22 protein-coding genes are annotated in these 24,251 nt (G+C 65.9%); 12 read left to right on the top strand and 10 right to left on the bottom strand.

The window, feature by feature from the left end; genetic code table 11:
* Positions 1-33: 33 nt before the first annotated feature.
* Genes EV641_RS03650 through holA form a run of 3 tightly spaced genes read left to right on the top strand, consistent with a single transcriptional unit; the run spans position 34 to position 4,201 of the window.
* Positions 34-846 (top strand): ComEA family DNA-binding protein, encoded by an 813-nt coding sequence (locus EV641_RS03650; protein ID WP_132470832.1) that lies wholly within the window; start codon positions 34-36, stop codon positions 844-846.
* Positions 843-3,233, top strand: coding sequence for a DNA internalization-related competence protein ComEC/Rec2 (locus EV641_RS03645; protein WP_132470831.1), 2,391 nt, complete (start codon positions 843-845; stop codon positions 3,231-3,233). The genes EV641_RS03650 and EV641_RS03645 overlap by 4 nt, the downstream gene beginning before the upstream one ends.
* Complete coding sequence (holA, locus tag EV641_RS03640; RefSeq protein ID WP_054718147.1) at positions 3,230-4,201, top strand: DNA polymerase III subunit delta; 972 nt, start codon at positions 3,230-3,232, stop codon at positions 4,199-4,201. The genes EV641_RS03645 and holA overlap by 4 nt, the downstream gene beginning before the upstream one ends.
* A gap of 101 nt (positions 4,202-4,302) precedes the next feature.
* On the opposite strand, the gene rpsT is transcribed toward holA, so the two are convergent.
* On the bottom strand, positions 4,303-4,563 hold the full coding sequence (gene rpsT, locus EV641_RS03635; protein WP_054718144.1) for a 30S ribosomal protein S20: 261 nt from the start codon (positions 4,561-4,563) through the stop codon (positions 4,303-4,305).
* Between the two features lie 216 nt (positions 4,564-4,779).
* Here rpsT and EV641_RS03630 point away from each other — a divergent pair, with 216 nt between their 5' ends.
* Positions 4,780-5,565, top strand: a complete 786-nt coding sequence (locus EV641_RS03630; RefSeq protein ID WP_132470830.1) for an aquaporin — start codon at positions 4,780-4,782, stop codon at positions 5,563-5,565.
* 39 nt (positions 5,566-5,604) lie between these two features.
* On the opposite strand, the gene EV641_RS03625 is transcribed toward EV641_RS03630, so the two are convergent.
* Entirely contained in the window at positions 5,605-6,171 is a 567-nt protein-coding gene (locus tag EV641_RS03625) for a type II toxin-antitoxin system PemK/MazF family toxin (protein WP_199233130.1), read from the bottom strand.
* Between the two features lie 139 nt (positions 6,172-6,310).
* On the opposite strand from EV641_RS03625, the gene lepA reads away from it, so the two are divergent.
* From lepA to EV641_RS03610, 3 genes are all read left to right on the top strand, one after another.
* Complete coding sequence (gene lepA / locus EV641_RS03620) at positions 6,311-8,152, top strand: translation elongation factor 4 (protein WP_132470829.1); 1,842 nt, start codon at positions 6,311-6,313, stop codon at positions 8,150-8,152.
* Between the two features lie 23 nt (positions 8,153-8,175).
* Entirely contained in the window at positions 8,176-9,108 is a 933-nt protein-coding gene (locus tag EV641_RS03615) for a nitronate monooxygenase (protein WP_132470828.1), read from the top strand.
* Positions 9,109-9,171: 63 nt separating this feature from the next.
* Positions 9,172-10,185: an ABC transporter substrate-binding protein gene (locus EV641_RS03610; protein ID WP_132470827.1), complete on the top strand. Its 1,014-nt coding sequence runs from the start codon at positions 9,172-9,174 to the stop codon at positions 10,183-10,185.
* Between the two features lie 5 nt (positions 10,186-10,190).
* Here EV641_RS03610 and EV641_RS03605 read toward each other — a convergent pair whose 3' ends face one another.
* Complete coding sequence (locus tag EV641_RS03605) at positions 10,191-12,131, bottom strand: glycoside hydrolase family 15 protein (protein WP_132470826.1); 1,941 nt, start codon at positions 12,129-12,131, stop codon at positions 10,191-10,193.
* A 67-nt stretch (positions 12,132-12,198) separates the two neighbouring features.
* Between EV641_RS03605 and EV641_RS03600 the strand changes: the two genes are divergently transcribed.
* From EV641_RS03600 to EV641_RS03580, 5 genes are all read left to right on the top strand, one after another.
* The gene (locus tag EV641_RS03600; protein ID WP_132470825.1) at positions 12,199-12,432 is read left to right on the top strand and encodes a hypothetical protein; all 234 of its coding nucleotides are present in this window, start codon (positions 12,199-12,201) and stop codon (positions 12,430-12,432) included.
* Positions 12,433-12,901: 469 nt separating this feature from the next.
* Positions 12,902-13,936: a sulfate ABC transporter substrate-binding protein gene (locus tag EV641_RS03595; RefSeq protein ID WP_132470824.1), complete on the top strand. Its 1,035-nt coding sequence runs from the start codon at positions 12,902-12,904 to the stop codon at positions 13,934-13,936.
* A 21-nt stretch (positions 13,937-13,957) separates the two neighbouring features.
* Positions 13,958-14,809, top strand: coding sequence for a sulfate ABC transporter permease subunit CysT (gene cysT, locus EV641_RS03590; protein WP_132470823.1), 852 nt, complete (start codon positions 13,958-13,960; stop codon positions 14,807-14,809).
* Positions 14,806-15,615: a sulfate ABC transporter permease subunit CysW gene (cysW, locus tag EV641_RS03585; protein WP_054713521.1), complete on the top strand. Its 810-nt coding sequence runs from the start codon at positions 14,806-14,808 to the stop codon at positions 15,613-15,615. The genes cysT and cysW overlap by 4 nt, the downstream gene beginning before the upstream one ends.
* Positions 15,612-16,616 (top strand): TOBE-like domain-containing protein, encoded by a 1,005-nt coding sequence (locus EV641_RS03580; protein WP_054713522.1) that lies wholly within the window; start codon positions 15,612-15,614, stop codon positions 16,614-16,616. Before cysW ends, EV641_RS03580 begins: the two co-directional genes overlap by 4 nt.
* 9 nt (positions 16,617-16,625) lie before the next feature.
* On the opposite strand, the gene EV641_RS03575 is transcribed toward EV641_RS03580, so the two are convergent.
* From EV641_RS03575 to EV641_RS03545, 7 genes are all read right to left on the bottom strand, one after another.
* Positions 16,626-17,477: a universal stress protein gene (locus EV641_RS03575; RefSeq protein WP_054713525.1), complete on the bottom strand. Its 852-nt coding sequence runs from the start codon at positions 17,475-17,477 to the stop codon at positions 16,626-16,628.
* A 118-nt stretch (positions 17,478-17,595) separates the two neighbouring features.
* Positions 17,596-18,486, bottom strand: a complete 891-nt coding sequence (gene ppk2 / locus EV641_RS03570; RefSeq protein ID WP_054713526.1) for a polyphosphate kinase 2 — start codon at positions 18,484-18,486, stop codon at positions 17,596-17,598.
* Between the two features lie 133 nt (positions 18,487-18,619).
* Positions 18,620-19,366, bottom strand: coding sequence for a sirohydrochlorin chelatase (locus EV641_RS03565; protein WP_054713523.1), 747 nt, complete (start codon positions 19,364-19,366; stop codon positions 18,620-18,622).
* Positions 19,363-20,661 (bottom strand): GTP-binding protein, encoded by a 1,299-nt coding sequence (locus EV641_RS03560; RefSeq protein WP_132470822.1) that lies wholly within the window; start codon positions 20,659-20,661, stop codon positions 19,363-19,365. Before EV641_RS03560 ends, EV641_RS03565 begins: the two co-directional genes overlap by 4 nt.
* 2 nt (positions 20,662-20,663) lie before the next feature.
* Positions 20,664-21,608: a sulfate adenylyltransferase subunit CysD gene (gene cysD / locus EV641_RS03555; RefSeq protein ID WP_132470821.1), complete on the bottom strand. Its 945-nt coding sequence runs from the start codon at positions 21,606-21,608 to the stop codon at positions 20,664-20,666.
* Positions 21,605-22,312, bottom strand: coding sequence for a phosphoadenylyl-sulfate reductase (locus tag EV641_RS03550; RefSeq protein ID WP_132470820.1), 708 nt, complete (start codon positions 22,310-22,312; stop codon positions 21,605-21,607). The genes cysD and EV641_RS03550 overlap by 4 nt, the downstream gene beginning before the upstream one ends.
* Positions 22,309-24,030: a nitrite/sulfite reductase gene (locus EV641_RS03545; RefSeq protein ID WP_132470819.1), complete on the bottom strand. Its 1,722-nt coding sequence runs from the start codon at positions 24,028-24,030 to the stop codon at positions 22,309-22,311. Before EV641_RS03545 ends, EV641_RS03550 begins: the two co-directional genes overlap by 4 nt.
* Positions 24,031-24,251 lie beyond the last annotated feature (221 nt).

Below are 24,251 nucleotides of genomic sequence, written 5' to 3'. Positions count from 1 at the left end.
TTTCCCTTCCCGTGGTGGGATTAGCGTCGCGGCATGGGCAGCGACGGGGACCTCGCGAGAACGCGGCTCGATGCGATCGTGCGATCCGCCACGATCGGACGAGTCGGGCACGACGACGCGGACGAGTACGACAACCTGCTCGCAGACCGCTCCGGACAGGATGAGGTCACTCGGCCGCAGAGCGTGATCGAACGGATGCGCTCGGCGCGCTGGGACGCCGGTCGCGGTGGCAGTAGGGCTCTGGCCGGGGTTGCCGCCGTGGCGGTTCTCGTCGCAGCGGTCGTCGTATGGCGGGATCGCCCCGTGCCTGAGGCCGTTCCGCCGTTGCCCGCCGTCGAAGTGGTCGCGACGTCCTCGCGTGCCCCGGCACCGGAGCAACAGGGGGAGGTGGTGGTCAGCGTAGTCGGGCTCGTGGCGAAGCCGGGGCTGGTGCACCTCCGAGAGGGCGCGCGAGTCGCGGATGCACTCGACGCGGCGGGCGGACCCGGCGAGGGCGCAGACCTGCTGGGACTCAACCTCGCTCGGCGGGTCGCGGACGGAGATCAGATCATCGTCGGTGTAGCGCCGCCACATCCGGTTCCGGAGGGCAGCGCGGTATCTGCGACCGGGACCGGGGATGCGGGTGAGGTCGGTGGCGGCACGGAGCCGGGACAGAACCCGTTGAATCTGAACACCTCCGATGAGGCCGCCCTGGATGCCCTGCCCGGAGTGGGGCCGGTCACCGCATCGGCGATCGTCGCGTGGCGGCAGAACAACGGACCGTTCACCGACGTCGAGCAACTCTCGGAGGTGGAGGGGATAGGACCTGCCAGGCTGGCCCGGTTACGCGAGTTGGTGACCGTGTGACCGCACAGGCCACTGTCGACGCCCGACTCCTGCCGTGTGCCGTCGCGGCGTGGGCGGCGACCTTGGTCGGCCTGTACTCGGGTTGGCGGATCTCGGCACTCGTGACCGCGGCGGCGGTGTTGGGGGCGCTGGTCGTCGTACTGTCCGCGAAGAGCAGGGTCGACCCGTGTCGGCGAAAGCGCAGGGGGCATTCGCACACACGGGACGGGGTGATGCGAGGAGTGCTCGCCGTTCTCGTCGTCACCGCGGGATTCGGTGGGGCCGTCGCGATGCGGATGTGGTTCGTCGAGCATCATCCGCTCGCGACGGCCCCGGCAGGCGCGTGGGTCACCGCAGTGGTGGAGCCGACCGATGATCCACGGATAGTTCGGAGTTCACCGTTCGGAGGTGAGCCACAGGTACGCATTCCCGTCGCTGTCCGACACGTGACGCTGCGGGGCGAGTCGATGACGGTCGGAGGCAGAGCGGTCGTGTTCGCTCCCGCCCACGGCTGGCGGCATCTGCTGCCGGGGCAGCGAGTCACCATGAGGGGCCGGGTGTCCGAGAACGCAGCTTCCGGAGGCCCCGACCCGGGGACCTCGGTTGCGGTGCTCCGGGCCGACGGGCCACCGCGTGCGACAGAAACACCCTCGGCACTTGCCGAGTGGGCCGGAAGTGTTCGCGAGGACCTCGCCGAGGTGTCAGCGCGGGCGCTCGGACCCTCGGCGGCCGGATTGTTCCCCGGACTGATCGTCGGCGACACGAGCCGGCTGCCTGACGACGTGCGCGAGGACTTCCGGGTGTCCGGCCTGACGCATCTGACGGCGGTATCGGGCGCGAATGTGAGCATCCTGCTCGGCGCGGTCCTGCTACTGGTCAGGTTCGTCGGGATAGGGCCACGGACGGGCGCCTTCCTGGCGGGTGTGGCGTTGGTGCTGTTCGTGGTCGTCGTCCGTCCTTCGCCGAGCGTGGTGCGCGCCGCCGCGATGGGAGCGGTCGCACTCCTCGCACTCGTCGTCGGGCGGCAGCGGCAGGCGCTTCCCGCGCTCTGCGCCGCGATCGGAATTCTCGTCCTGGTGTGGCCGGAGCTCGCGGTGGATGTGGGATTCGCGCTGTCCGCAACGGCCACCGCCGGGCTCGTGCTCGTCGCGCCCGTGTGGGTTGCCCTGCTGCAGGAGCGTGGATGGCCACGTGCCGTGGCCGAAGTATGTGCGGTGTCGTGTGCGGCGTACATCGTGACCGCACCGATCCTCGCTGCAGCGACAGGAACTGTCAGTGTCGTTGCGGTGGTGGCGAATGTTCTGGTGACCCCGGTGCTCGCGCCGCTGACCGTCCTCGGCTCGGTCGTCGCGCTGTGCGCGTCGGTGGTCCCGGGAGTCGCCGAGTTCCTCGCGCGCGGCGCGGCACCGATGCTGTGGTGGCTGATGACGGTAGCCGATCGCGCAGCCTCGCTGCCCTCGGCGGAACTCTCGCTGCCGGACGGGATCCCGGGAGGAGCGGTGATCGGCGGCGCCGCCCTCGTCGGCTGTGTCCTTCTGCGTTACAGGAGAATACGAGTTGTCGCCGGTATCGCATTGGTGTCGACCCTCATTGTGTGGATTCCTGTACGCCTGTTCGCACCCGGCTGGCCGTCGAACGGCTGGGTGTTCGCGGCCTGCGATGTGGGGCAGGGAGATGCAGTGGTCCTCGCGGTCGGTGACGGGAGGGCCGTGGTCGTCGACGCGGGGCCGGAGGCCACACCGGTCGATCGGTGCCTGCGACGATTGCGTATCGACTCGGTGCCGGTCGTGATCGTCTCGCACCTGCATGCCGATCACATGGGTGGATTGCGCGGAGTACTGCAGGGCCGCCGCGTGGGGGAGGTGGTCGTGGGTCCGGGTGCGGTGTCGCGCGACACGGCAGGAGACCTCGCCGGCACGGCCGGCGAGTTCGGGGTGCGCATCCGGGAGACGATGACCGGGGAGGTACTGCGCGTCGGGACGGTGACGATCCGAATCCTCGGGCCTCCGGCCGAGCGGTCCGCCGAGTCGGAGAACGATCTCTCGCTGGTGATGGTCGCGGAGACGACAGTGGGACGCATTCTGCTTCCGGGTGATGCGGAGGCACCGGCTCTCGACGCGTTGATGCGCGCCGGGGAGGACCTGCGCGCCGATGTCCTCAAGGTTCCCCACCACGGCTCGCGGACGACACCGGAGGCCTTCGTGGCTGCGGTGCGCCCCCGGGTCGCGGTGATCAGCGCGGGACGCGACAACACGTTCGGGCACCCGCACCCGGAGATCGTCGAGGCCTTGAACAGCGTGGGCTCCCGGATACTGCGCACCGACCTGCACGGGGACGTCGCGGTGGTGCGGGCCGGGTCCGGGGCACTGGCCGTCGTGTCGGACTCACGTGGCACGATCGGTCCGTGAGCGACACACCCCTGCATCTCGTTCTCGGCGACGAAGAACTCCTCGTCGACCGCGCTGTCACGAAGATCATCGCGGCCGTACGTACCCGGAGTGGCGCCGGCAACAACCTTCCGGTGTCGCGGCTGCGCGCAGGGGATGCGGGCGTCCCGGAATTGGCCGAACTTCTGAGCCCGTCGCTGTTCGCGGAGGATCGGGTCGTGATCCTCGAGTCCGCAGCCGACGCGGGAAAGGATGCGGCGGCTTTGATTCTCGATGCGGCTGCAGCACCCCCCGACGGCGTCACCCTGGTCATCCTGCATACCGGCGGGGGACGCACGAAGGCGATGGTCGGAGCCCTGCGGAAGAGCGGTGCCGAAGAGCACGCATGCCAGGCCCCCGACAAAGCCGGAGAACGCGCGAAGTGGGTGCGTGCATTCGTGCACGAGGAATTCCAGGCGGCCGGCGTGCGGGTCGCCGGCGACGTCGAACAACTCGTGATCGACGCGGTCGGATCCGAACTGCGCGAGCTCGCGGCAGCGTGCAGCCAACTCATCGCCGATACCGGCGGCAAGATCGACGCGAACGCGGTCCGGCGCTACTACTCGGGCAGAGCCGAGGTCACCGGATTCGACGTCGCCGAGAAGGCTGTGGTGGGAGATCTCGCGGGCGCGATCGAGGCATTGCGCTGGGCGATGCATCGGGGGGTTCCGCACGTCCTGCTGGCCGATGCCCTCGCCGATGCCGTGCACACGATCGCCAAGGTGGGATCTGCCGGACGGGGAGATCCGTTCTCTATGGCGTCGGGCCTCGGCATGCCGCCGTGGAAGGTCAAGAAGGCGCAGGGTCAGGCGCGTCGCTGGGCGCCGGAATCGATCGGAATCGCGCTCGGGGTGGTCGCGGCACTCAACGCCGACGTCAAGGGCGCGGCTGCCGATGCTGATTATGCGGTGGAGTCCGCAGTCCGCACCGTTGCGGAACTGGTCGCCTGACGGTTCGTTGCGTCGTCATCCGCACGACGAAAGGCCGCGCCCTCGAAAGGGTGCGGCCTTCGGTCAGCAGAGCTTGCGTCCTCTACCTCGGAGCCGAGGGCTCAGAGCTTGTTGGCAAGCTTGGCGAGTGCAGACTTCTTGTTGGCAGCCTGGTTGGCGTGGATGACGCCCTTGCTGACTGCCTTGTCGAGCTGACGGCTGGTGGAGACGAGGAGCTCGCTGGCCTTGTCCTTGTCGCCAGCGGCCGCGGCCTCGCGGAAGGAACGGATTGCAGTGCGCAGCGAGGACTTCACCGACTGATTCCGGAGCCGGTTGCGCTCGTTGGTGCGAATCCGCTTCACCTGGGACTTGATGTTGGCCACGCGTAAAATCCTGTCGTCTTGCTGGTAGTTGATTGGAAAGCTCTGGGTGCACTAGGGCACGACGATCGACGATACCAGCGTTGGAGGTAATGCCAAAACCGGTGCGGTCACGACGGCCCGCAGGCCCGAAGTCCCAGTCGCAAGCAAGTGTGACTTATCTCATAGTGCGGTGGCGGTTCGCTCACGCGTCACCTCGGTCCGCATGACACTGGCGGCATGACTCCAGAACGTGAAACGAACCTCGAGGAGTTCGGTCCCGACGACTTCTCCGACCTCAAGAAATGTATAGCCGAAGCAATCGGAACCTTCGTGCTCGTATTCTCCGCAGTCGGCACCGCAGTGTTCGCCGGCGCGAAAGTCGGCAATTTGGGTGTCGCCCTCGCATTCGGTCTGACGCTGCTTTTCCTCGTCTACACCATCGGGCCGATCTCGGGGTGCCACGTCAACCCGGCTGTCACCCTGGGGCAGCTCATCGTCGGGCACGTCCCGCCCGTCCGCGCCATCGGATACTGGATCGCCCAGATCGTCGGTGGCCTGATAGCCGGTATCACCATCTTCGCGGTCGCGTCGTCGCTGCCGTCCTACGATCGCGCATCCGACGGACTGGGAGCGAACGGCTGGGGCGCACACAGCCCGTCCGCGATCGAGGGGCCACTCGGCGGAGTGATCGAGAACGGTTACGGAATCGGCGCCACCATGATCGTCGAGGTTCTGCTCACGGCCCTGCTGGTCTTCGTCGTGCTCGCCAGCACCGATCGGATCTCCGATGTGCTCAACGCGGGGGTCGCGATCGGCTTCTCACTCGCCGTGATCCACCTGATCGCCATCCCGATCGACAACACGTCCGTCAACCCTGCGCGAAGTATCGCAGTGGCGTTCTACCAGGACGGTGCGCTCGCCCAGTTGTGGCTGTTCATCGTCTTCCCGCTCATCGGAGGCGCGGTCGGCGCCCTCGTCTACACGTTGCTGTTCGGCCGCGACCGCGGAGTACGTGCGTCATAGAACCCCAGTCCGCTGTTCGGATTGCGTGCGCCCGGCTTCCTACGCCCAGCCGAAATCCGCGCGGAGGCGCGATGCGACCTGATCGAATCGGGAACGTTCGAGGATCGCACCTTCGCGGCGGATGCCATCCTCCGGGACATCAAGGATGCGGTCCAGCCGGATCCAGCTCGGACGGTTCTGGCGGTCCCACGAGCCGGTGCCGATACCGACCCAATCGCGGTGCCCGTCACGGTCACCGTTCGACGAGAGCATCAGGCCGAGCAACGTCGCCCCTTCACGCCCGACCACGAGCACCGGCCGGTCCTTGCCCTGGCTTGCGTCCTCCTCGTACTCCACCCACGTCCACACGATCTCGCCCGGATCGGCACGACCGTCGAGGGCGGGAGAGTACTCGATCGTCCGCGCACGCTGGGCCGTGGGGGTGGTGCGAGAAGCGACAGGACGCCCCGGAACGGGGGCGGGTGCAGGCCTGCCGGACTGCTGGGTCAACGCCCCCTTCGCACGGTCGACTGCTCCCGACTGCTGGAGCTGCTTGTACAGCCGGGGCCCGTGCTCGACTGCGAGGCGTCCGAGTTGCTTGCCCATATTCATCCACTTGCCAGCCACGATCGGCCAGTGTAACCACGTCCAGAGGTAGTCGAAGTCACCTGTCGGCACAGCCGAGGACCCCGCTGTTACGAGTCTTGGATATTCTTCAGGGTGACCGCGGCCCCAGGCCGCTGCCGGCCCGAGTCAGGAGCACGACATCAGCAGTATCGCCGACACCACGTTCACGGACCCCGCCAAGATCCGGAACTTCTGCATCATCGCGCACATCGACCACGGCAAGTCGACGTTGGCGGACCGCATGCTGCAGCTCACCGGGGTGGTCGAGGAACGGCAGATGCGCGCCCAGTACCTCGACCGGATGGACATCGAGCGTGAGCGCGGCATCACGATCAAGGCGCAGAACGTCCGCTTGCCGTGGAAGCTCGACGGCGACGACTACGTCATGCATCTGATCGACACGCCCGGCCACGTCGACTTCACGTACGAGGTCTCGCGCGCACTCGAAGCATGTGAAGGTGCCGTGCTGCTCGTCGATGCCGCGCAGGGTATCGAGGCACAGACCCTCGCGAACCTCTACCTCGCTCTCGACAAGGACCTGACGATCATCCCGGTCCTCAACAAGATCGACCTGCCGGCTGCCGACCCCGACAGGTATGCGGGGGAGATCGCCAACATCATCGGGTGCGAGCCGTCGGATGTCCTGCGGGTCTCCGGCAAGACCGGTGAGGGTGTTCCTGCGTTGATCGACGAGGTGATCCGGCAGATCCCTGCGCCGGTCGGCGATTCCGATGCACCGGCGCGCGCGATGATCTTCGACTCGGTGTACGACACCTACCGCGGCGTTGTCACCTACGTCCGCGTCGTCGACGGCAAGATCACGCCGCGCGAGAAGATCAAGATGATGTCGACCGGCTCGACCCACGAACTGCTCGAGGTCGGCATTGTCTCGCCCGAACCGAAAGCGACCGCCGGGCTCGGTGTCGGGGAGGTCGGTTATCTGATCACAGGTGTGAAGGACGTGCGCCAGTCGAAGGTCGGCGACACAGTGACGCTCGCGCGCGGAGGAGCCACGGAACCGCTCACCGGCTACCGCGAACCGCGACCGATGGTCTATTCCGGCCTGTACCCCGTGGACGGTTCCGACTACCCGGTATTGCGAGATGCCCTCGACAAGCTTCAGCTCAACGACGCCGCACTCACCTACGAACCGGAGACCTCGGTCGCGTTGGGTTTCGGATTCCGGTGTGGCTTCCTCGGTCTGCTGCACATGGAGATCTCCCGCGAGCGACTCGAGCGCGAATTCGGGCTCAACCTGATCTCCACCGCCCCGAACGTCGTCTACCGCGTCGTGCTCGAAGGCGGAGAGGAAGTCGTCGTCACCAATCCGTCGGTCTGGCCGGAGGGCAAGGCCCGCGAGATCTACGAGCCCATCGTCAAGTGCACGATCATCGCGCCGAGCGAGTTCATCGGTTCGATCATGGAACTGTGCCAGTCGCGGCGCGGTGAACTCGGGGGTATGGATTATCTGTCCGAGACCCGTGTCGAACTGCGTTACACCATGCCGATGGCCGAGATCATCTTCGACTTCTTCGACTCCCTCAAATCGCGCACTCGCGGATACGCGAGCATGGACTACGAGGAGGCCGGCGAGCAGGAAGCGGCACTGGTCAAGGTCGACATCCTGCTGCAGGGCGAGGCCGTCGATGCGTTCAGTGCGATCGTGCACAAGGATGCCGCCGCTGCATACGGCAACAAGATGACGACCAAGCTCAAGGAACTCATCCCGCGTCAGCAGTTCGAGGTGCCCGTGCAGGCTGCGATCGGCTCGAAGATCATTGCGCGCGAGAATATCCGCGCCATCCGCAAGGATGTTCTCGCCAAGTGCTACGGCGGCGACATCAGCCGTAAGCGCAAGCTGCTCGAGAAGCAGAAGGAAGGCAAGAAGCGCATGAAGACGATCGGTCGCGTCGATGTGCCGCAAGAGGCGTTCGTGGCAGCCTTGTCATCGGATGCGGCGTCGGACAAGCCCAAGAAGTAAGTGCCCGCCGAAAGGACCCGCCCGTGCTCGAGACCTGGTTGACCCGTGAACTCGGAATCACGATTCCGCTGGTGGGTGCGCCGATGGGCGGTCGGGCGGGTGGCTCGCTCGCCGGTGAGGTGACCCGCGCCGGCGGGCTCGGCCTGATCGGGGCAGCCAGGTACAACACCGCCGAATGGCTCGAGGAGCAGGCCCGCAGTGCACGCGAGATCGGTGGCGGGCTCCTCGGATTCGGGCTCATGACGTGGTCGCTGCACGACGACGATTCGCTTCTCGGTGCGGTCCTCGAACACCACCCGCAGGTGGTGACCCTGTCGTTCGGCGACCCGGCTCCGTACGTGCAGCGGGTCCACGACGCCGGCGCCGTCGTGATCTCCCAGATCAACACCCTCGAGGATCTCCGGGTCGTCGAGGCTGCCGGAGTCGATGCGGTGGTGGCGCAAGGCCACGAAGCCGGCGGTCACACCGGGAGGATCGGGACCCTGCCGCTGCTGCAGGAAGTGCTCGAATCCACCGAGCTTCCGGTACTTGCCGCGGGAGGTATCGGGTCGGGCCGCGGACTTGCCGCCGTGCTCGCTGCCGGGGGAGTCGGCGCCCTGGTGGGTACGGCACTCCTGGCCAGCCCCGAAACGGTGGGACCGGACTACGCGCGAGATCGGCTGATCGCGGCGGGGAGCGCCGACACCGTGTACACGGACGTGTTCGACAGAGCCCGACGCCAACCGTGGCCCGCTCGGTGGGGTGGCCGTGCCCTGGTCAATTCCTTCACCGAGACGTGGCACGGTCGCGGAGCCGACGAGCAGACTCTTGCCGACGAGTACACCGCCGACGATCCGGATATCGGAGTCGTCTATGCCGGCGAGGCCGCAGGCCTCGTCCGAGCACAGCGACCGGCCGCCGACGTCATCCGTGATATGGGCGCGCAGGCCGAGGAGTTGCTCGGTCGTTTCCACTGACCTCTTTGCTTCGGGCCTAGCTCGGGATAAGGTATGCCTCACCTTAAATGGAGAGGTTGACTCATGCGTGCGAGATTTCTGGCGGTGTGCGCCACAGCTGTACTCGTCGGTGTCGGAGTGGCAGGGTGTTCGACTGCCGACGACGCCGATACCGCATCCGCCGGTGCTACCGACGCGAACAGCGCTGCAGGCGCAGCCAGTGTCGAGCACGTTTTCGGAACCACCACGGTCGAGGACACCCCGGAACGCATCGTCGCGACATCCAGCCAGTGGGTCGACGCGCTACTCGAACTCGGTGTCCAGCCCGTCGGCTACATCAGTGCAGGCACGATGGGTGATGATCGGGGCCTCTACCCGTGGCAGAGCGATGTTTCGGACGGCGCCGTCGACCTCGCGGCCGGTAATTCTGCCGCCGTGGACGGGCCGCTGCCCGTCGAACCGATCGCAGCGCTCGAACCCGATCTGATTCTCGGTAACTGGCAGGTCGCCACCCCGGAGGCGTACGACACGCTCGACGCGGTCGCCCCCACGCTTGCGCCCCTCAGCGAACTCGGTGTCGACACCTGGGACGCGCAGCTCCGCGCGCTCGGCGCGCTGCTCGACCGCTCCGACGAGGCCGAGCAGGTCATCGCCGACACCGAAGTTCAGATCGAGGAGGCGGCACTTCCCGGTCTCGAGGGGAAGACCGGCGTCCTCGCGCAGTACATGTTCGCCACGGACCAATTCGTGGTCGTCGCCGATCCGGACGATGGTGCCGCAGCCCTCTTCTCCCAGCTGGGGATGATATTGCCGCAATCACTCGTCGACGAAGCCGGCGTCAGCCAAGGACGCCTGATGCTCAGCCCGGAACGTGTCGATGCGCTCGTCGCGGATCTGCTCATCATCCTGCCCAACGGAGGGACCGAAGCCGATCTCATGTCGTTGCCCGGATTCGATCAGCTGCCCGCGGTGACCGGCGGCGGACTCGCGGTGGTCGACTATCCGACGGTCGTGGCGTTCAACACACCGTCGGCGACGTCGACCCTCTATGCGCTCGGCGCGATCGGCCCTCAACTCGGCGCCGTCGCTGGTACGTGACGGGTTCAGTGCCGTACGTGCGCGGGTCTGAATTCGCCTGATTCGGTGCGTTGTTCGGCGCGGATGACGTGAACGACCGCGTTGATCTGCGCGAGATGGGTGAAGGCCTGGGGAAAATTGCCCAGGTGCTGCCCGGTCGCCGGGTCGATCTCCTCGGCATACAGCTTCAGTGGGCTCGCGAAATCGAGCAGTCGACGACACAGAGTTGACGCCCGATCCACCTCGCCGATCTCGACGAGTGCGGACACCAGCCAGAACGAGCAGATGGTGAACGAGCCCTCCTCGCCGGAGAGTCCGTCGTCGGTGTCTTCGACCCGGTAGCGCAGTACCAGGCCGTGCTCGGTCAGTTCGTCCGCGATCGCGATCACCGTTGCACGCACCCGCGGATCGTCGGACGGCAAGAACCGGAGCAGAGGGATCAGCAAGTTCGACGCATCGAGTGCCGGATGGCCGTACCGCTGCGTGAAGACACCGCGTTCATCGACGCCGTGTTCGAGGATATCCGCCTTGATCTCGTCGGCGATCGCCGACCAGCGCTCGGCGTGGTCGGGCTGACCGTGCATCTCGGCGAGCTTGGCGCCGCGGTCCAGCGCCACCCAGCACATCACTTTCGACGACGTGAAATGCTGGGGGTCACCGCGTACTTCCCATATCCCGCGATCGGGTTCGCGCCAGTGCTCGACCGCCTGCTCCACTTGGCTGCTCAGCAGCGGCCACAACGATTCGGGTATCTGCTCACGCGACTTCACGTGCAGATACACCGAATCGAGTAGGGCTCCCCACACGTCGTGCTGCCGTTGCCGGTACGCGTCGTTGCCGATGCGGACAGGCTTGGCATTGTTGTATCCGCACAGGTGGTCGAGTGTCGATTCCTCCAGTACGTGTTCGCCCCCGACCCCGTACATGACCTGCAGGGGATGATGGCCGTTGCCGTCGGCGCCCTGCGAGACGTCGAGGATGGACGAGAAGAAATCGTCGGCCTCGCGATCGAGACCCAGCGTGTACAGACCCCACAGGGCGAAGGTGGAGTCGCGGACCCAGGCGTATCTGTAGTCCCAATTGCGCTCGCCTCCAGGGGTTTCCGGAAGTGATGTCGTGGCGGCCGCGAGTAGCGCGCCGGTCGGGGAGTACGTCAGCCCCTTGAGAGTCAGGGCGCTGCGTTCGAGATAGGTGCGCCACGGATGATCGGGGAATCTGCCCGTCGTGACCCACTCGCGCCAGTAGTCCTGTGTGGTGAGCATTTTCGCTGCGGCTTCGTCGAACGTGTGCGGCGGCGCCGGCTCACCCCACGATAGGGCGACGAATACGTTGTCCCCCTTTCTCATTCGTGTGCGGGCGCGTGCTTCCCGGCCCTCGATGCCCAGGCGCATGTTGGAGGTCAGGCGCAACCGGGGATGCTCGTCCGGCGCATCCGCGCACACGGCAGTCGCCTCTTCGTACACCTTGCCGGTGTACTCCCACCGCGTGCCGCCGCGGTGGTAATCGAACGCGGGTTCGCAGCTCATGTTCAACTCGACCGTGCCGTTCACGCACCGAACCGTGCGTAGGAGTATGTGCTCGGCCTCCCAATCGGACGGGGTCCGCCGTTGAGTGGCGGACCGTTGGTGCAGGTCGTACCAAGGTCCCATCACCAAGGCGTCACGGACGGTGATCCACCCCGTTTCGGTCTGCCACGTCGTCTCCAGCACGATCCCTCCCGGAAGGTACCGGCGGGCGGCGGGCACCGTCCTGTCGTGGGGTCCGATGCGGAAGTGACCCGCGCTGCGGTCGAGCAGCGAGCCGAACACGCTCGGTGAGTCGGGGCGCGGCACGCACAGCCATTCGACCGACCCGTCACGCGCGACCAAGCAGGACGTCTGGCAGTCCGACAGGAAGCCGTAGTCGCCGATCGGCGGAAACGGGGTGCGGTTCGGCTGGGTCGGCGGGAGGTGCACGATGGAGGCCATCTCTCCATGATCGGTGCCGGACAGGTGTGACGCGGGGCAAACGAGCAGACGCATTAGAGTAGTCGGGATGGAACGGGTGGCGTCGTGGTGGGACGGGTTCGAGCTGTGGCTCGCGGGCCTGTCGTTCGTGCCGCAGGCTGCATTGGTGCTGATAGTGATGGTGCCGCTGTGTGGGGTGGTGGCCTGGTTGCTCGACCGCGTCGTCGCCACCGGCTTTGCTGCAGTGGGGCGAGGCGAACCCGAACCTTCCCCGGCCGGTGGGGAACCCGCACCATCGGCACCGAATATGGAGGATTGTTGACATGCCACGCTCGCGGGTGACCCTGGCGCTCATCGCGCTGCTCGTTCTCGTTGTCGTCGCGTGGTTGCTCACGCTCTAGCTGTGATCTTCTACTGCGGACTCCCCGCTGGACCTATGGTCAAGCTCTGCTAAAGTTCCCCGCGTGTCCACGAACGTGTTGCCCAGCGCGCGCCATCAACTGGCGCTGATTGCTGTCGGCATGCGGTCTGTTGCCGACATCGACTGTTGTTGTCGCTGATCCACCCGCCCCGATGTCAGCGGTTTCACCGCGCCGGTAACCGGGTTCTGCGATCCTGTGGTGTTTGCCTGCAGTCGTTTCTCCAGTGAACTTCTGCAGGCGGCGTTGTGCCCGCCGATTCTGTGGGCCGGCGCCCGTCACTGCGTCCTCGCGATGACATCGATCCCGATTTCCGAATCCCAGATCTGTCCGCTCTGTTCCGCCAGGAACAGCCAGCAGGAGGCCCCCTCGATGAAGTTACGTTCCAAGTTTTTCGGCGCTGCGGCGCTCGCTGTCGCGACGGCTACCGTCCTGACCGCGTGCTCGGGTGGCGGTGCCAGCGATACCGTCGGCGGTGACGCGGGTGCCGACGGTTCCGGTGGAACCGTCAACCTGTACGCGTACGCGGTTCCGAAGGTCGGGTTCGACCTGTTGATCCCGGCATTCCAGGAGACCGAGGCCGGTGAAGGCGTCGTGTTCCAGCAGTCCTACGGCGCCTCGGGCGACCAGTCGCGCAAGGTGCGCGACGGTGCCGAAGCCGATTTCGTGAATTTCTCCGTCGAACCCGACATCACGCGACTCGTCGAGGCAGGTCTTGTCGACGAGGATTGGAACGCCGGCGCAGACGAGGGCCTGCCGTTCGGTTCGGTGGTGACGATCGTCGTGCGTGAGGGCAATCCCAAGAACATCCAGGACTGGGACGACCTGCTGCGTGACGACGTCGAGGTCGTCACACCGAACCCGTTCAGCTCGGGATCCGCGAAGTGGAACCTGCTCGCCCCCTACGCCGCGAAGAGCAACGGCGGTCAGGACCAGCAGGCCGGGCTCGACTACGTGACTGCCCTCGTTCAGGACCACGTGAAAGTGCAGCCCAAGTCCGGTCGTGAAGCCACCGAGACGTTCCTGCAGGGTACCGGCGACGTCCTGCTCAGCTACGAGAACGAGGCGCTGTTCATCGAGCGCAACGGCGATCCTGTCGAGCATGTGACACCGCCGGTGACTTTCAAGATCGAGAACCCGGCCGCGGTGCTCAGCGGTTCGGCGAATGCGGACAAGGCCCAGGCATTCCTCGACTTCCTCTACACCGAAGAAGCCCAGCGTCTGTGGGGTGAAGCCGGATTCCGGCCCGTCGATCCTGCAGTTGCCGAGGAATTCGCCGCGGACTTCCCGGAACCCGAAACGTTGTGGACCATCGACGACCTCGGTGGATGGGACGCCGTCAACGACGAGCTCTTCGCCGAAGGCACCGGCGCCATCGCCGTGATCTACGACAACGCAACGAAATAGAGCCGGAAGCAGAGCCCGACCGTGAGTACCCCAGTAGAAGCGCCCGCCCCGAAGCAGCGTGGCCGACGCACCGCGAAAGTAACCGGTGCCGTAGGCCCGCTCGGGATCGGCGTCGCCACCCTGTGGCTGAGCATCATCGTCCTGCTGCCACTCGCGGCCCTGGCCACCGAAGCCTTCTCGGAAGGCTTCGGTGGCTTCTGGGACGCCGTCACCGCACCGAATGCCCTGGCCACCCTTCGCATCACGGTCACCGTGTCGATCGTGGTGGCGTTGATCAACGCAGTGATGGGCACTTTGATCGCGTGGGTGCTCGTGCGGGACGAGTTTCCGGGAAAGAAGATCGTCAACGCACTGATCGACCTGCCGTTCGCTCTTCCCACGATCGTGGCGAGCATCGTGCTGCTCGCGCTGTACGGACCACAGAGCCCCGTCGGTATCCAACTCAATGCGACACAGCCCGGTCTGGTCGTTGCGCTCGCGTTCGTCACCCTGCCGTTCGTGGTGCGATCGGTTCAACCCGTCCTGATCGAGGCCGACCGGGAGGTCGAGGAAGCCGCGGCGTCGCTCGGCGCCGACAACTTCACGACTTTCCGGACCGTGGTGCTGCCGACCCTGGCGCCCGCGATCCTCGGTGGAGTCGGGCTCGCGTTCGCCCGCGCCATCGGGGAGTACGGCTCGATCGTGCTGATCGGCGGGAACATTCCCGGCCAGACCCAGGTGGCATCGCAGTACATTCAACAGCAGATCGAGATCGACCGGCCCGTCAACGCCGCGGCGGTCTCGGTAGCGCTGTTGCTCATCGCGTTCCTGGCCCTGTTCGTGCTGCGGCTCGTCGCGAACCGCGGCCGTGTCCGTGAGGAGAACGACGCGTGAAACTCTCTCCGCTCTCGCGTATCTCGCTGCGCGTGATCGCGCTCGGCTACCTGGTGGTACTGCTGGTCGTGCCGATCGGCGTCATCCTCTACCGCACCTTCGAGAACGGTGTGATGGCGTTCGTCGACTCGATCACGACGCCCGCAGCGATCTCCGCACTCAACCTGTCGTTGCTCATCGTCGCGATCGTCGTCCCCGTCAATGTCGTTTTCGGCATCGTCGTTGCGCTCGCACTGGTGCGCGGGCGATTCCCGGGACGGGGCCTTCTGCAGTCCGTCGTGGACCTGCCGTTCGCGGTGTCACCGATCGTCGTCGGTGTCGCGCTGATCATGCTGTGGGGCGCGGGCGGCTGGTTCGGTGGACTCGAATCCTTGGGATTCAGAGTGATCTTCGGACTGCCCGGCATGGTCATCGCGACGATCTTCGTCACCTTGCCGTTCGTGGTGCGCGAGGTCGAACCCGTTCTCTACGAGATCGGGGAGGAACAGGAGCAGGCCGCCGCGACGCTGGGCGCCGGCACGTGGCAGACGTTCCGGCGAATCACCCTGCCGGCAATCCGCTGGGGATTGACGTACGGCATCGTCCTCACCGTCGCCCGCGCGCTCGGCGAGTTCGGTGCGGTCATCATGGTTTCGTCCGGATTTCCCGGGGTATCCCAGACCCTCACGCTGCTCGTCCATGCTCGCTACATCGACGACCACAACACCTTCGGCGCGTACAGCGCGGCCACCCTACTCATGGCCATCGCAGTGGTGGTCCTGCTGCTGATGACATTGCTCGACCGCAAGAGGAGCACCAAAGCATGATCACCGTTACCGGGGCGTTCAAGAATTACGGCGACTTCTCCGCGCTCGACGACGTCTCACTCGACATCCCGCCCGGCTCGTTGACGGCACTGCTCGGCCCGTCCGGCTCGGGCAAGTCGACTCTGCTGCGGTCGATCGCCGGGCTCGAGTCCCTCGACGGCGGTACCGTCCGCATCGCGGGCAACGACGTCACGCACGTATCGCCGCAGAAACGTGGGATCGGCTTCGTGTTCCAACATTACGCCGCCTTCAAACACATGACGGTTCGTGAGAACGTCGCGTTCGGTCCGAAGATCCGCAAGCTCCCGAAGCAGCAGATCACAGCGAAGGTCGACGAACTCCTCGAGGTCGTCGGACTGGACGGATTCCAGCATCGGTACCCCGCTCAGCTGTCGGGTGGGCAGCGGCAGCGCATGGCGCTCGCTCGTGCTCTGGCGGTGGACCCTCAGGTGCTCCTCCTCGACGAGCCGTTCGGTGCGCTCGACGCGAAGGTACGCGCCGACCTGCGGACCTGGCTGCGCCGACTCCATGACGAGGTTCACGTGACCACCGTGCTGGTCACTCACGACCAGGAGGAGGCGCTGGACGTCGCCGACCGCATCGCCGTGATGAACCGCGGCCGGATCGAACAGGTCGGCACGCCGGAGGATCTCTACGACCGCCCGGAGAACGACTTCGTGATGTCGTTCCTCGGGAACGTCTCGAAGTTCAACGGCAGGCTCGTGCGACCGCACGACATCAGACTCGGTCACGAACCCGGCCTCGAGATCGCGCAGGCGTCCGGCACGGAGGACCTCGGTGTCGCCCGCGCCACCGTCGAGCGGGTGGTGCATCTCGGATTCGAGGTGCGCGTCGAGTTGGCGAATGCCGCCACCGGCGAGCCGTTCATCGCGCAGATCACGCGTGGCGATGCGCGTGCACTTGGCCTGAAGACCGGAGATACGGTGTACGCGCAGGTCACTGCTGCGCCCGGTGAGCCCGTTGCGGTGAGCGCTGACTAGGCGGAATGCTCAGCTACGGCAGATGAGCACCGGGCACATCGAGTGGTGGATCAGATTCTGACTGGTCGAGCCGAGCAGCGCGGATGCAATGGTGCTGCGTCCGTGACTGCCGACGACCACCAGCTGGGCGTGCGCGGAATGTTCGAGAAGCAGCACGTCGGGTTTGCCGCGCTCGACGCTGTACGAGATCTCCACGTCGGGATGCTTCTCGCGGTGACCCGCCAGGCTCTCCGCGAGTTCCGCGGTCCGGTGTTCCTGGTAGGCATCCCAGTCGGTGAATCGTGACCCTTCGCCGTAGGTGAGGGTGGACTGCTCGGTCCATGTGTGTACCGCGGTGAGCGGCGCGCCGGCCTTGTCCGCGATCTCGAAGGCGTGGGCGATGGCTTTAGCGCTCAATGCGCTGCCGTCGACCCCCAGGACGATGGGTTTGCCATCGAGTTCGGGCGGACCGGGCTCGCCGCGCCACGACACGACCGGACAGTGTGCATGGTTGGCGGTGTGCACGACATCGGATCGCGCGAACATGGACTGCAGCTCGCTCGTCGTCGTGTGGCCGAGCACGATCATGCGTGCGGCACCCGACATTTCCACGAGGGTCTGCGCGGGCTTACCCACTTCGATAGTGCGTTCGACGACGACCTCGGGTTGTGCGGCACGCACCGCGGCCTCCGCCGCGTCGAGTGCTTTCCCGCCGTCACTGGTAGTGCCGTTGCTCGACGGCCGCTCGGGGACGACGTGTGTCAGCTGAAGGGGTTCGCCGAACCGAAGCGCGATCGATGCGGCCCAGCGTGCTGCGCCGAGCGCGCTGTCGGAGCCGTCGATCCCTGCCACGATTCCCCGTCTGGTCGATGCTGTGCCCATGGTGGTCTCTCCTCGCTCTGCCACCAGTGTGGTACAGACCACATCTACTCGCCAGGGTTCGATGATCTTCGGTGCTCGAATGGTTACGGCACGACACACGGCCCAGGCGCGCGGCGGTTCAGTCGCCGACCGCATCCTTACCGCGCTGCACGATCTTCGGGTCGGCGGCGAACACCACTTGATCGTCCTTGTCGTCGTAATCGAACTGGTTGAGGAAGAAACGCATCGCGTTGATGCGGGCGCGTTTCTTGTCGTTGGACTTGATGGTGGTCCACGGTGAGTAGTCGGTGTCGGTGCGCCGGAACATCTCTTCTTTCGCGGCGGTGTATTCGTCCCACTTGTCGAGCGATTCGAGGTCCATCTCGGACAGTTTCCAGCGGCGGACCGGGTCGAGCTGGCGAATTGCGAAGCGGGTGCGTTGCTCGTTCTGGGTGACGGAGAACCAGAACTTGGTCAGGGAGATTCCCGCGTCGACGATCAGCTGCTCGAACAGCGGGGCGTGGTCCATGAAACGGTGGTATTCGCGGTCGGTGCAGAAACCCATGACCCGCTCGACGCCCGCGCGGTTGTACCAGGAGCGGTCGAACATCACGAGTTCACCTGCGGTGGGGAAATGCTGGATGTATCGCTGCATGTACCACTGCCCGGACTCGCGGTCGGACGGCTTGTTCAACGCCACCACACGTGCGTGTCGAACATTGATGTATTCCTGGAAACGTTTGATCGTGCCGCCCTTGCCGGCTGCGTCGCGCCCCTCGAACACGATGATGTGCTTCGTCTTGTTCTCCAGCGCCCATGCCTGGAACTTCAGGAGCTCGATCTGAAGGAGATATTTCTCGACCTCGTAGGTCGCCCGATCCATCCGCTTCTTGTACGGGTAGTTCTCACGCCAGGTGTCGACAGCGCGTCCGTGGGTGTCGATGAGGTCGGGATCCTCGCCGTGATCGTCACGGACCGAATAGCCTTCGGTTCGGAGACGGTCGATGTAGTGCCGTAGCTCGTTCTGCACGCGTTCTCCTCGCGGATCCGGATTCCCGACGAGCGGGTTGCCCACGGATGGGGTAGGTACCGTTCTAGTCGAAGAAAGTGAATGCCGCGCGAACACTCGCGGTGGCAGATCGCTGTGCCGTGTGTGATGTGCGTCAGGCAGCGACGAGCGAAGGGGACGCAGCGACCACAGAGAGGTAGCGGGAGACGATCACGTCGCTGACGGCTTCATGATCGGTGAGGGTCGTGGCTATGTGCACGTCTCGCAGAGGTTCGGCGGCGGCGCAGGCCCGGTCCCACAGCAAGCCGGGCGCCAGCATCCATGGCGCGAGCACGAGAGTGCGTGCACCCGAGCGGGTGAGCTCCGACAGTGCCGATTCGACGGACGGCTCGGTGGCGGTCGCGAAGCACGTCCTGCCCAGTGTCCACCCGGTTCCGGTGAGTACACGCGGTGTGACCAGCGCGGTCGACGCATTCGCACCGACCCGGCGCGAGCCGACCGCGCAGAGTGCGACCCCGACGGTGGGATCGTCCAGCGACACACCTGCGCCGACGATGTTGTCGCGCACCGCTGCCACGAGCAGTTCGTCGTCGCCCAGAATGTCGGCGGACACGACGTCGAGGTGTGGGTTGCGGATCCTGGACTCCGCCAGCAATGCCGGGAGATCGATACGCGCGTGGAATGCACTGCCGAGTAGCAGAGGGACGACGACTGCCTGTCGGTGTCCTTCGGCGGCCACGGCATCGAGCACCTGCGGAACCGACGGGCTGTTCAGATCGAGAAACGCAAGCCGGACATCGAGTTGGGGATGCCGGTCGCGGACAGCTGCGAGCGCGGCAGCCACGGCCCGCGCAGAACGCGGGTCACGGCTGCCGTGCGCGACAGCGATCAGCGGGATCATGCGGGAACGTGGTCTCCGAGTTCGATGTCGGAGAGCCCGTTACCGACCAGGCCCGCCGCGAGGGTGTTTCCGCCGGCCGGATCGATGAGGAGGAAGCTGCCGGTGCGACGGTTGACCTTGTAGTCGTCGGCGGCGATCGGCTCGGCTACGCGCACCGAGATCCGCGCGATTTCGTTGAGTTCCAACGACTCCGGGTTGGGAACCGACGTCAGGTTCTGCTCGTCGAAACGTTCCTCGAGCGCACCGACGATGGCCTGCGTGGTGCGCGTGCCGTGCTTGAGCAGCAGACGAGCACCGGGGCGCAGCGGCTTCTCGGCCAGCCAGCACACGGTCGCCTCGAACTCGCCGATCGGCTCCGGTGCACCCGGGGCAGCGATGACGTCGCCGCGAGAGACGTCGACATCGTCGGCCAAGATGAGGGTCACCGACCGGCCGGCGTGCGCGACGTCGAGTTCGCCGTCCGCGGTGTCGATGCGTTCGACAGTCGTGCGGATGCCGGATGGCAGGATCACGACCTCATCGCCGGGACGAACCGAACCGGCACCGATCTGTCCCGCGTAGCCTCGGTAGTCGGGGAACTCGGCGGTGCGGGGCCGGATCACGTACTGGACGGCGAACCGCAGGCCGACATCGTGTCGCCCGTGTACATCGGCGTCGACCGGGACCGACTCGAGGTGCTCGATCAGGGTCGGGCCGTCGTAATAGGGAGTGTTCTCCGAGCGGGTCGCGACGTTGTCGCCGTGCAATGCCGACACCGGGATCTCCTGCACGTCCTCAGGAGCCCAGCCGAGCGAGCGTGTGAGCGAGTTGAACTCGCCCCTGATGTCGGCGAACACCTGTGCCGGGTCCTCGACGAGGTCGATCTTGTTGACGGCGAGCACAAGCTTGGGCACACCGAGCAGCGCGAGCACCGCTGCGTGCTTGCGGGTCTGCTCGATCACGCCCTTGCGTGCGTCGACGAGCAGCACGACGAGCTGGGCGGTGGAGGCGCCCGAGACCGTGTTCCGGGTGTATTGGACGTGACCGGGGGTGTCGGCGAGCACGAAGCTGCGCTTCGGCGTGGCGAAGTACCGGTAGGCGACGTCGATGGTGATGCCCTGCTCCCGTTCGGCGCGCAGGCCGTCGACGAGGAGCGACAGGTCGGGGGTATCGAGGCCACGATCGACAGATGCGCGGGTCACGGCATCGATCTGGTCGGCCAGAACGGATTTCGTGTCGTACAACAGACGGCCCACGAGCGTGGATTTACCGTCGTCGACACTCCCGGCGGTAGCCAGGCGAAGGAGGTCGCTCATGATCAGAAGTAGCCCTCTCGCTTGCGGTCTTCCATGGCCGCTTCGGAAACTCGGTCGTCGCCACGGGTAGCGCCGCGTTCGGTCAGGCGGGATGCCGCAACCTCGGCCAGGATGGCTGCGTTGTCGGCGGCCTCGGAGAGCACCGCACCGGTGGTGGAGCCGTCACCGACGGTGCGGTAGCGCACCGAGAGGGTCTGCAGCTCCTCGCCGTCCTTCGGGCCACCCCACACCCCGGGGGTCATCCACATGCCGTCACGCTGGTAGACGGGACGTTCGTGCGCGTAGTAGATGCTCGCGAGCTCCACGTTCTCGCGCGCGATGTAGCGCCAGATGTCGAGCTCGGTGAAGTTACTCAGGGGGAAGACGCGCACCTGCTCGCCCGGAGCGTGCTTGCCGTTGTACAGGTTCCACAGCTCGGGACGCTGCCGCTTGGGATCCCACTGGCCGAACGCGTTGCGCAGTGAGAAGATCCGCTCCTTGGCGCGTGCGCGTTCCTCGTCGCGGCGCGCGCCTCCGAAGACGGCGTCGAACCGGTTCTCCGAGATCGCGTCGAGCAGCGGCACGGTCTGCAGCGGGTTGCGGATGCCGTCGGGCCGCTCGGTGAGACGGCCGTCGGCGATGTATTCCTCGACGCTCGCCACGTGTAGCCGCAGGTTGTACTTCTCCACTACGTGGTCGCGGAATGCGAGCACCTCGGGCAGGTTGTGGCCGGTGTCGACGTGCAGCAGCGCGAAGGGCAGCGGTGCAGGCCAGAACGCCTTGATCGCGAGGTGGAGGAGAACGGTCGAGTCCTTACCGCCGGAGAACAGGATCACAGGCCGTTCGAACTCGCCCGCGACCTCGCGGAAGATGTGGATGGCTTCCGACTCGAGGGCGTCGAGAGTGTCGAACTTGTTGCCGTCCAGCTTTGTTCGCTGTTCGGCCGTTGTCGTATCGATGAGTGTCATGAGGAGTGCAACCCGCATTCGGTCTTGGCTTGGCCGGCCCAGCGTCCGCTGCGCGGGTCGGCCCCGGGAAGTGGCTTGTTCGTGCACGGGGCGCACCCGATGGACGGGTACCCCTCGTCGACGAGGGGATTGACGAGAATCCCGTGTTCGTCGATGTAGTTCTGCATGTCCTCATCGGTCCATGCCGCGATCGGGTTGATCTTGACGAGCCCGAACGCCTCGTCGAACGAGATCAGCGGTGCGTTCGCCCGAGTGGGCGCCTCGACACGTCGGATGCCGGTCACCCAGGCGCGGTATCCGCCCAGGGTTTCCTTCAGCGGCACCACCTTCCGCAGGCGGCAGCACTCGCCCGGATCGCGGGCGAACAGGTCCTTGCCCAGCAGTGCATCCTGCTCGGCGACGGTCTGCTTCGCGGCCGCATTGATCACGTTGACGCCGTACACCTGTTCCACGGCGTCGCGGGTGCCGAGAGTTTCGGCGAAGTGGTAGCCCGTCTCCAGGAACAGGACATCGACGCCGGGGTGGACCTGCGCGGCGAGATGCACGAGCACCCCGTCCTGCATGTTCGACGCCACGATGTACGAGTCGCCGAACGTCTCCTCGGTCCAGCGCAGCAATTCCTGAGCCGACGCGCCCTCGAGGTTTGCCGCCCCCTGCGCGGCGATCTCTCGAAGGTCGTCGGAAGTGTGTGTGGATGTGGTCATCGAAGGTCCGCCTCGTCTGCGCGTACGGTCCACTCGGCGAAGCGCTCGCCGGCATTCCGGTTCTTGATGAAGTTGCGCACCACACGCTCGATGTAGTCGGTCGCTTCATGAGCGAGGATGCGGTGCTGACGCAGCTTGCGTCCGAATCCGATGTCGAATCCGAGGCTGCCGCCGAGATGTACCTGGAATCCCTCGATCTGCTTGCCGTCGCCGTCGTCGACGAGCATGCCCTTGAATCCGATGTCTGCGATCTGGATGCGCGCGCACGAGTTGGGGCAGCCGTTGAAGTTGAGCGTGATCGGTACGTCGAGTTCGGAATTGAGTTCGGCCAAGCGGGCTTCGAGTTCCGGAACGAGGTTCTGTGAACGGCTGCGCGTCTCGGTGAACGACAACTTGCAGTACTCGAGGCCGGTGCAGGCGATCAGGTTGCGGCGCCACCGCGACGGCCGTGAGCTGAGGCCGACCGCTTCGAGGTCGGCGTCGAGATCGGTCATCTTGTCGTCCGGCACGTTGACGACGATCAGCTTCTGATACGGGGTCAGGCGCACCGAATCGGACCCGGCCTTGTCCATGGAGTCCGCGAGGACGTCGAGGATGGTGCCGGACACCCGGCCGGACACCGCGGAGAATCCGACGGCGTTGAGGCCGTCGGTCTGCTTGGTGACACCGACGTGGTCGATGGGTTGATGCGGCTTCTCAGGAGCAGGCCCGTCGATGAGCGGACGCTTCAGATACTCCGTCTCGAGCACCTCACGGAACTTCTCGATGCCCCAGTCCTTGATCAGGAACTTCAGACGTGCCTTCGAGCGCAGTCGCCGGTAGCCGTAGTCGCGGAAGATCGCGACGACGCCTTCCCACACGTCGGCCACCTCGTCGAGCGGAATCCACGCTCCGGTGCGCTCTGCGAGCATCGGGTTGGTCGACAGACCGCCACCGACCCACAGATCGAATCCGGGACCGTGCTCGGGATGGTTCACACCGACGAAAGAGACGTCGTTGATCTCGTGCACCACGTCGGGCTGGCCGGAGATCGCGGTCTTGAACTTACGGGGAAGGTTCGAGTACTCGGGATTGCCGATGTAGCGGCGCTTGATCTCCTCGAGCGCCGGGGTGGCGTCGATGACCTCGTTGGGGGACAGGCCGGCGAGGGGGGAGCCGAGCATGCCGCGGGGGCAGTCGCCGCACGCCTCGGTGGTCTCCAGGCCGACCGCTTCGAGTCGACGCCAGATCTCCGGGACGTTCTCGATCTCGATCCAGTGGAACTGGATGTTCTGGCGGTCGGTGATGTCTGCGGTGTCGCGAGCGAAGTCCTTCGAGACGCTCGCGATCGCGCGCACCTGCGCGGTGTTCAACTGACCGCCGTCGGTGCGGACGCGCATCATGAAGTACGGGGCTTCGAGGAGGTCGGCGTTGTCGTCGCCTGTCCAGGTGCCGTCGTAACCTTCGGCGCGCTGCGTGTAGAGGCCCATCCAACGGAAACGGCTGCGGAGATCGGCCTTGTCGATGTTGTCGAAGCCGACGTGCTGGTAGGTATCGATGATCCGCTGACGAACGTTGAGCGGATTGTCGTCCTTCTTGGTCTGCTCGTTCCCGTTCAGCGGCTCGCGGTAACCCAACGCCCACTGGCCCTCTGCTCGGCGCTTGGTGGGCTTCGCCGATCGACGGCGAGCGGGAGGTGTCGAGTCGGCGGGGGGAGCGACGTCGGTGGTCGACGACATGCGGTTCTCCTGGATTGAAGGACCGGATCGAGAACGCGAGGGGGCTGGCCTCATGCGAACACGCCTCGATCCGGCGGGATCTGAGAATTGCCGGATTGGTGCCGTACTAGCGACAGGCGGCGCAGGGCAGACAGATAGACGCACAGACGCGCTTGAGGTCGACGTGGCGTCGCGCCACGAGTCGCACTCCGAGTCCGGTCATGGCGACCATTGTGCCATGT

This window comes from Rhodococcus sp. SMB37 (genome assembly GCF_004345605.1).
Taxonomy (GTDB): domain Bacteria; phylum Actinomycetota; class Actinomycetes; order Mycobacteriales; family Mycobacteriaceae; genus Rhodococcus.
Note: the sequence above shows the minus strand (reverse complement) of the source record. Positions and strands in the feature narration are given on the sequence as shown.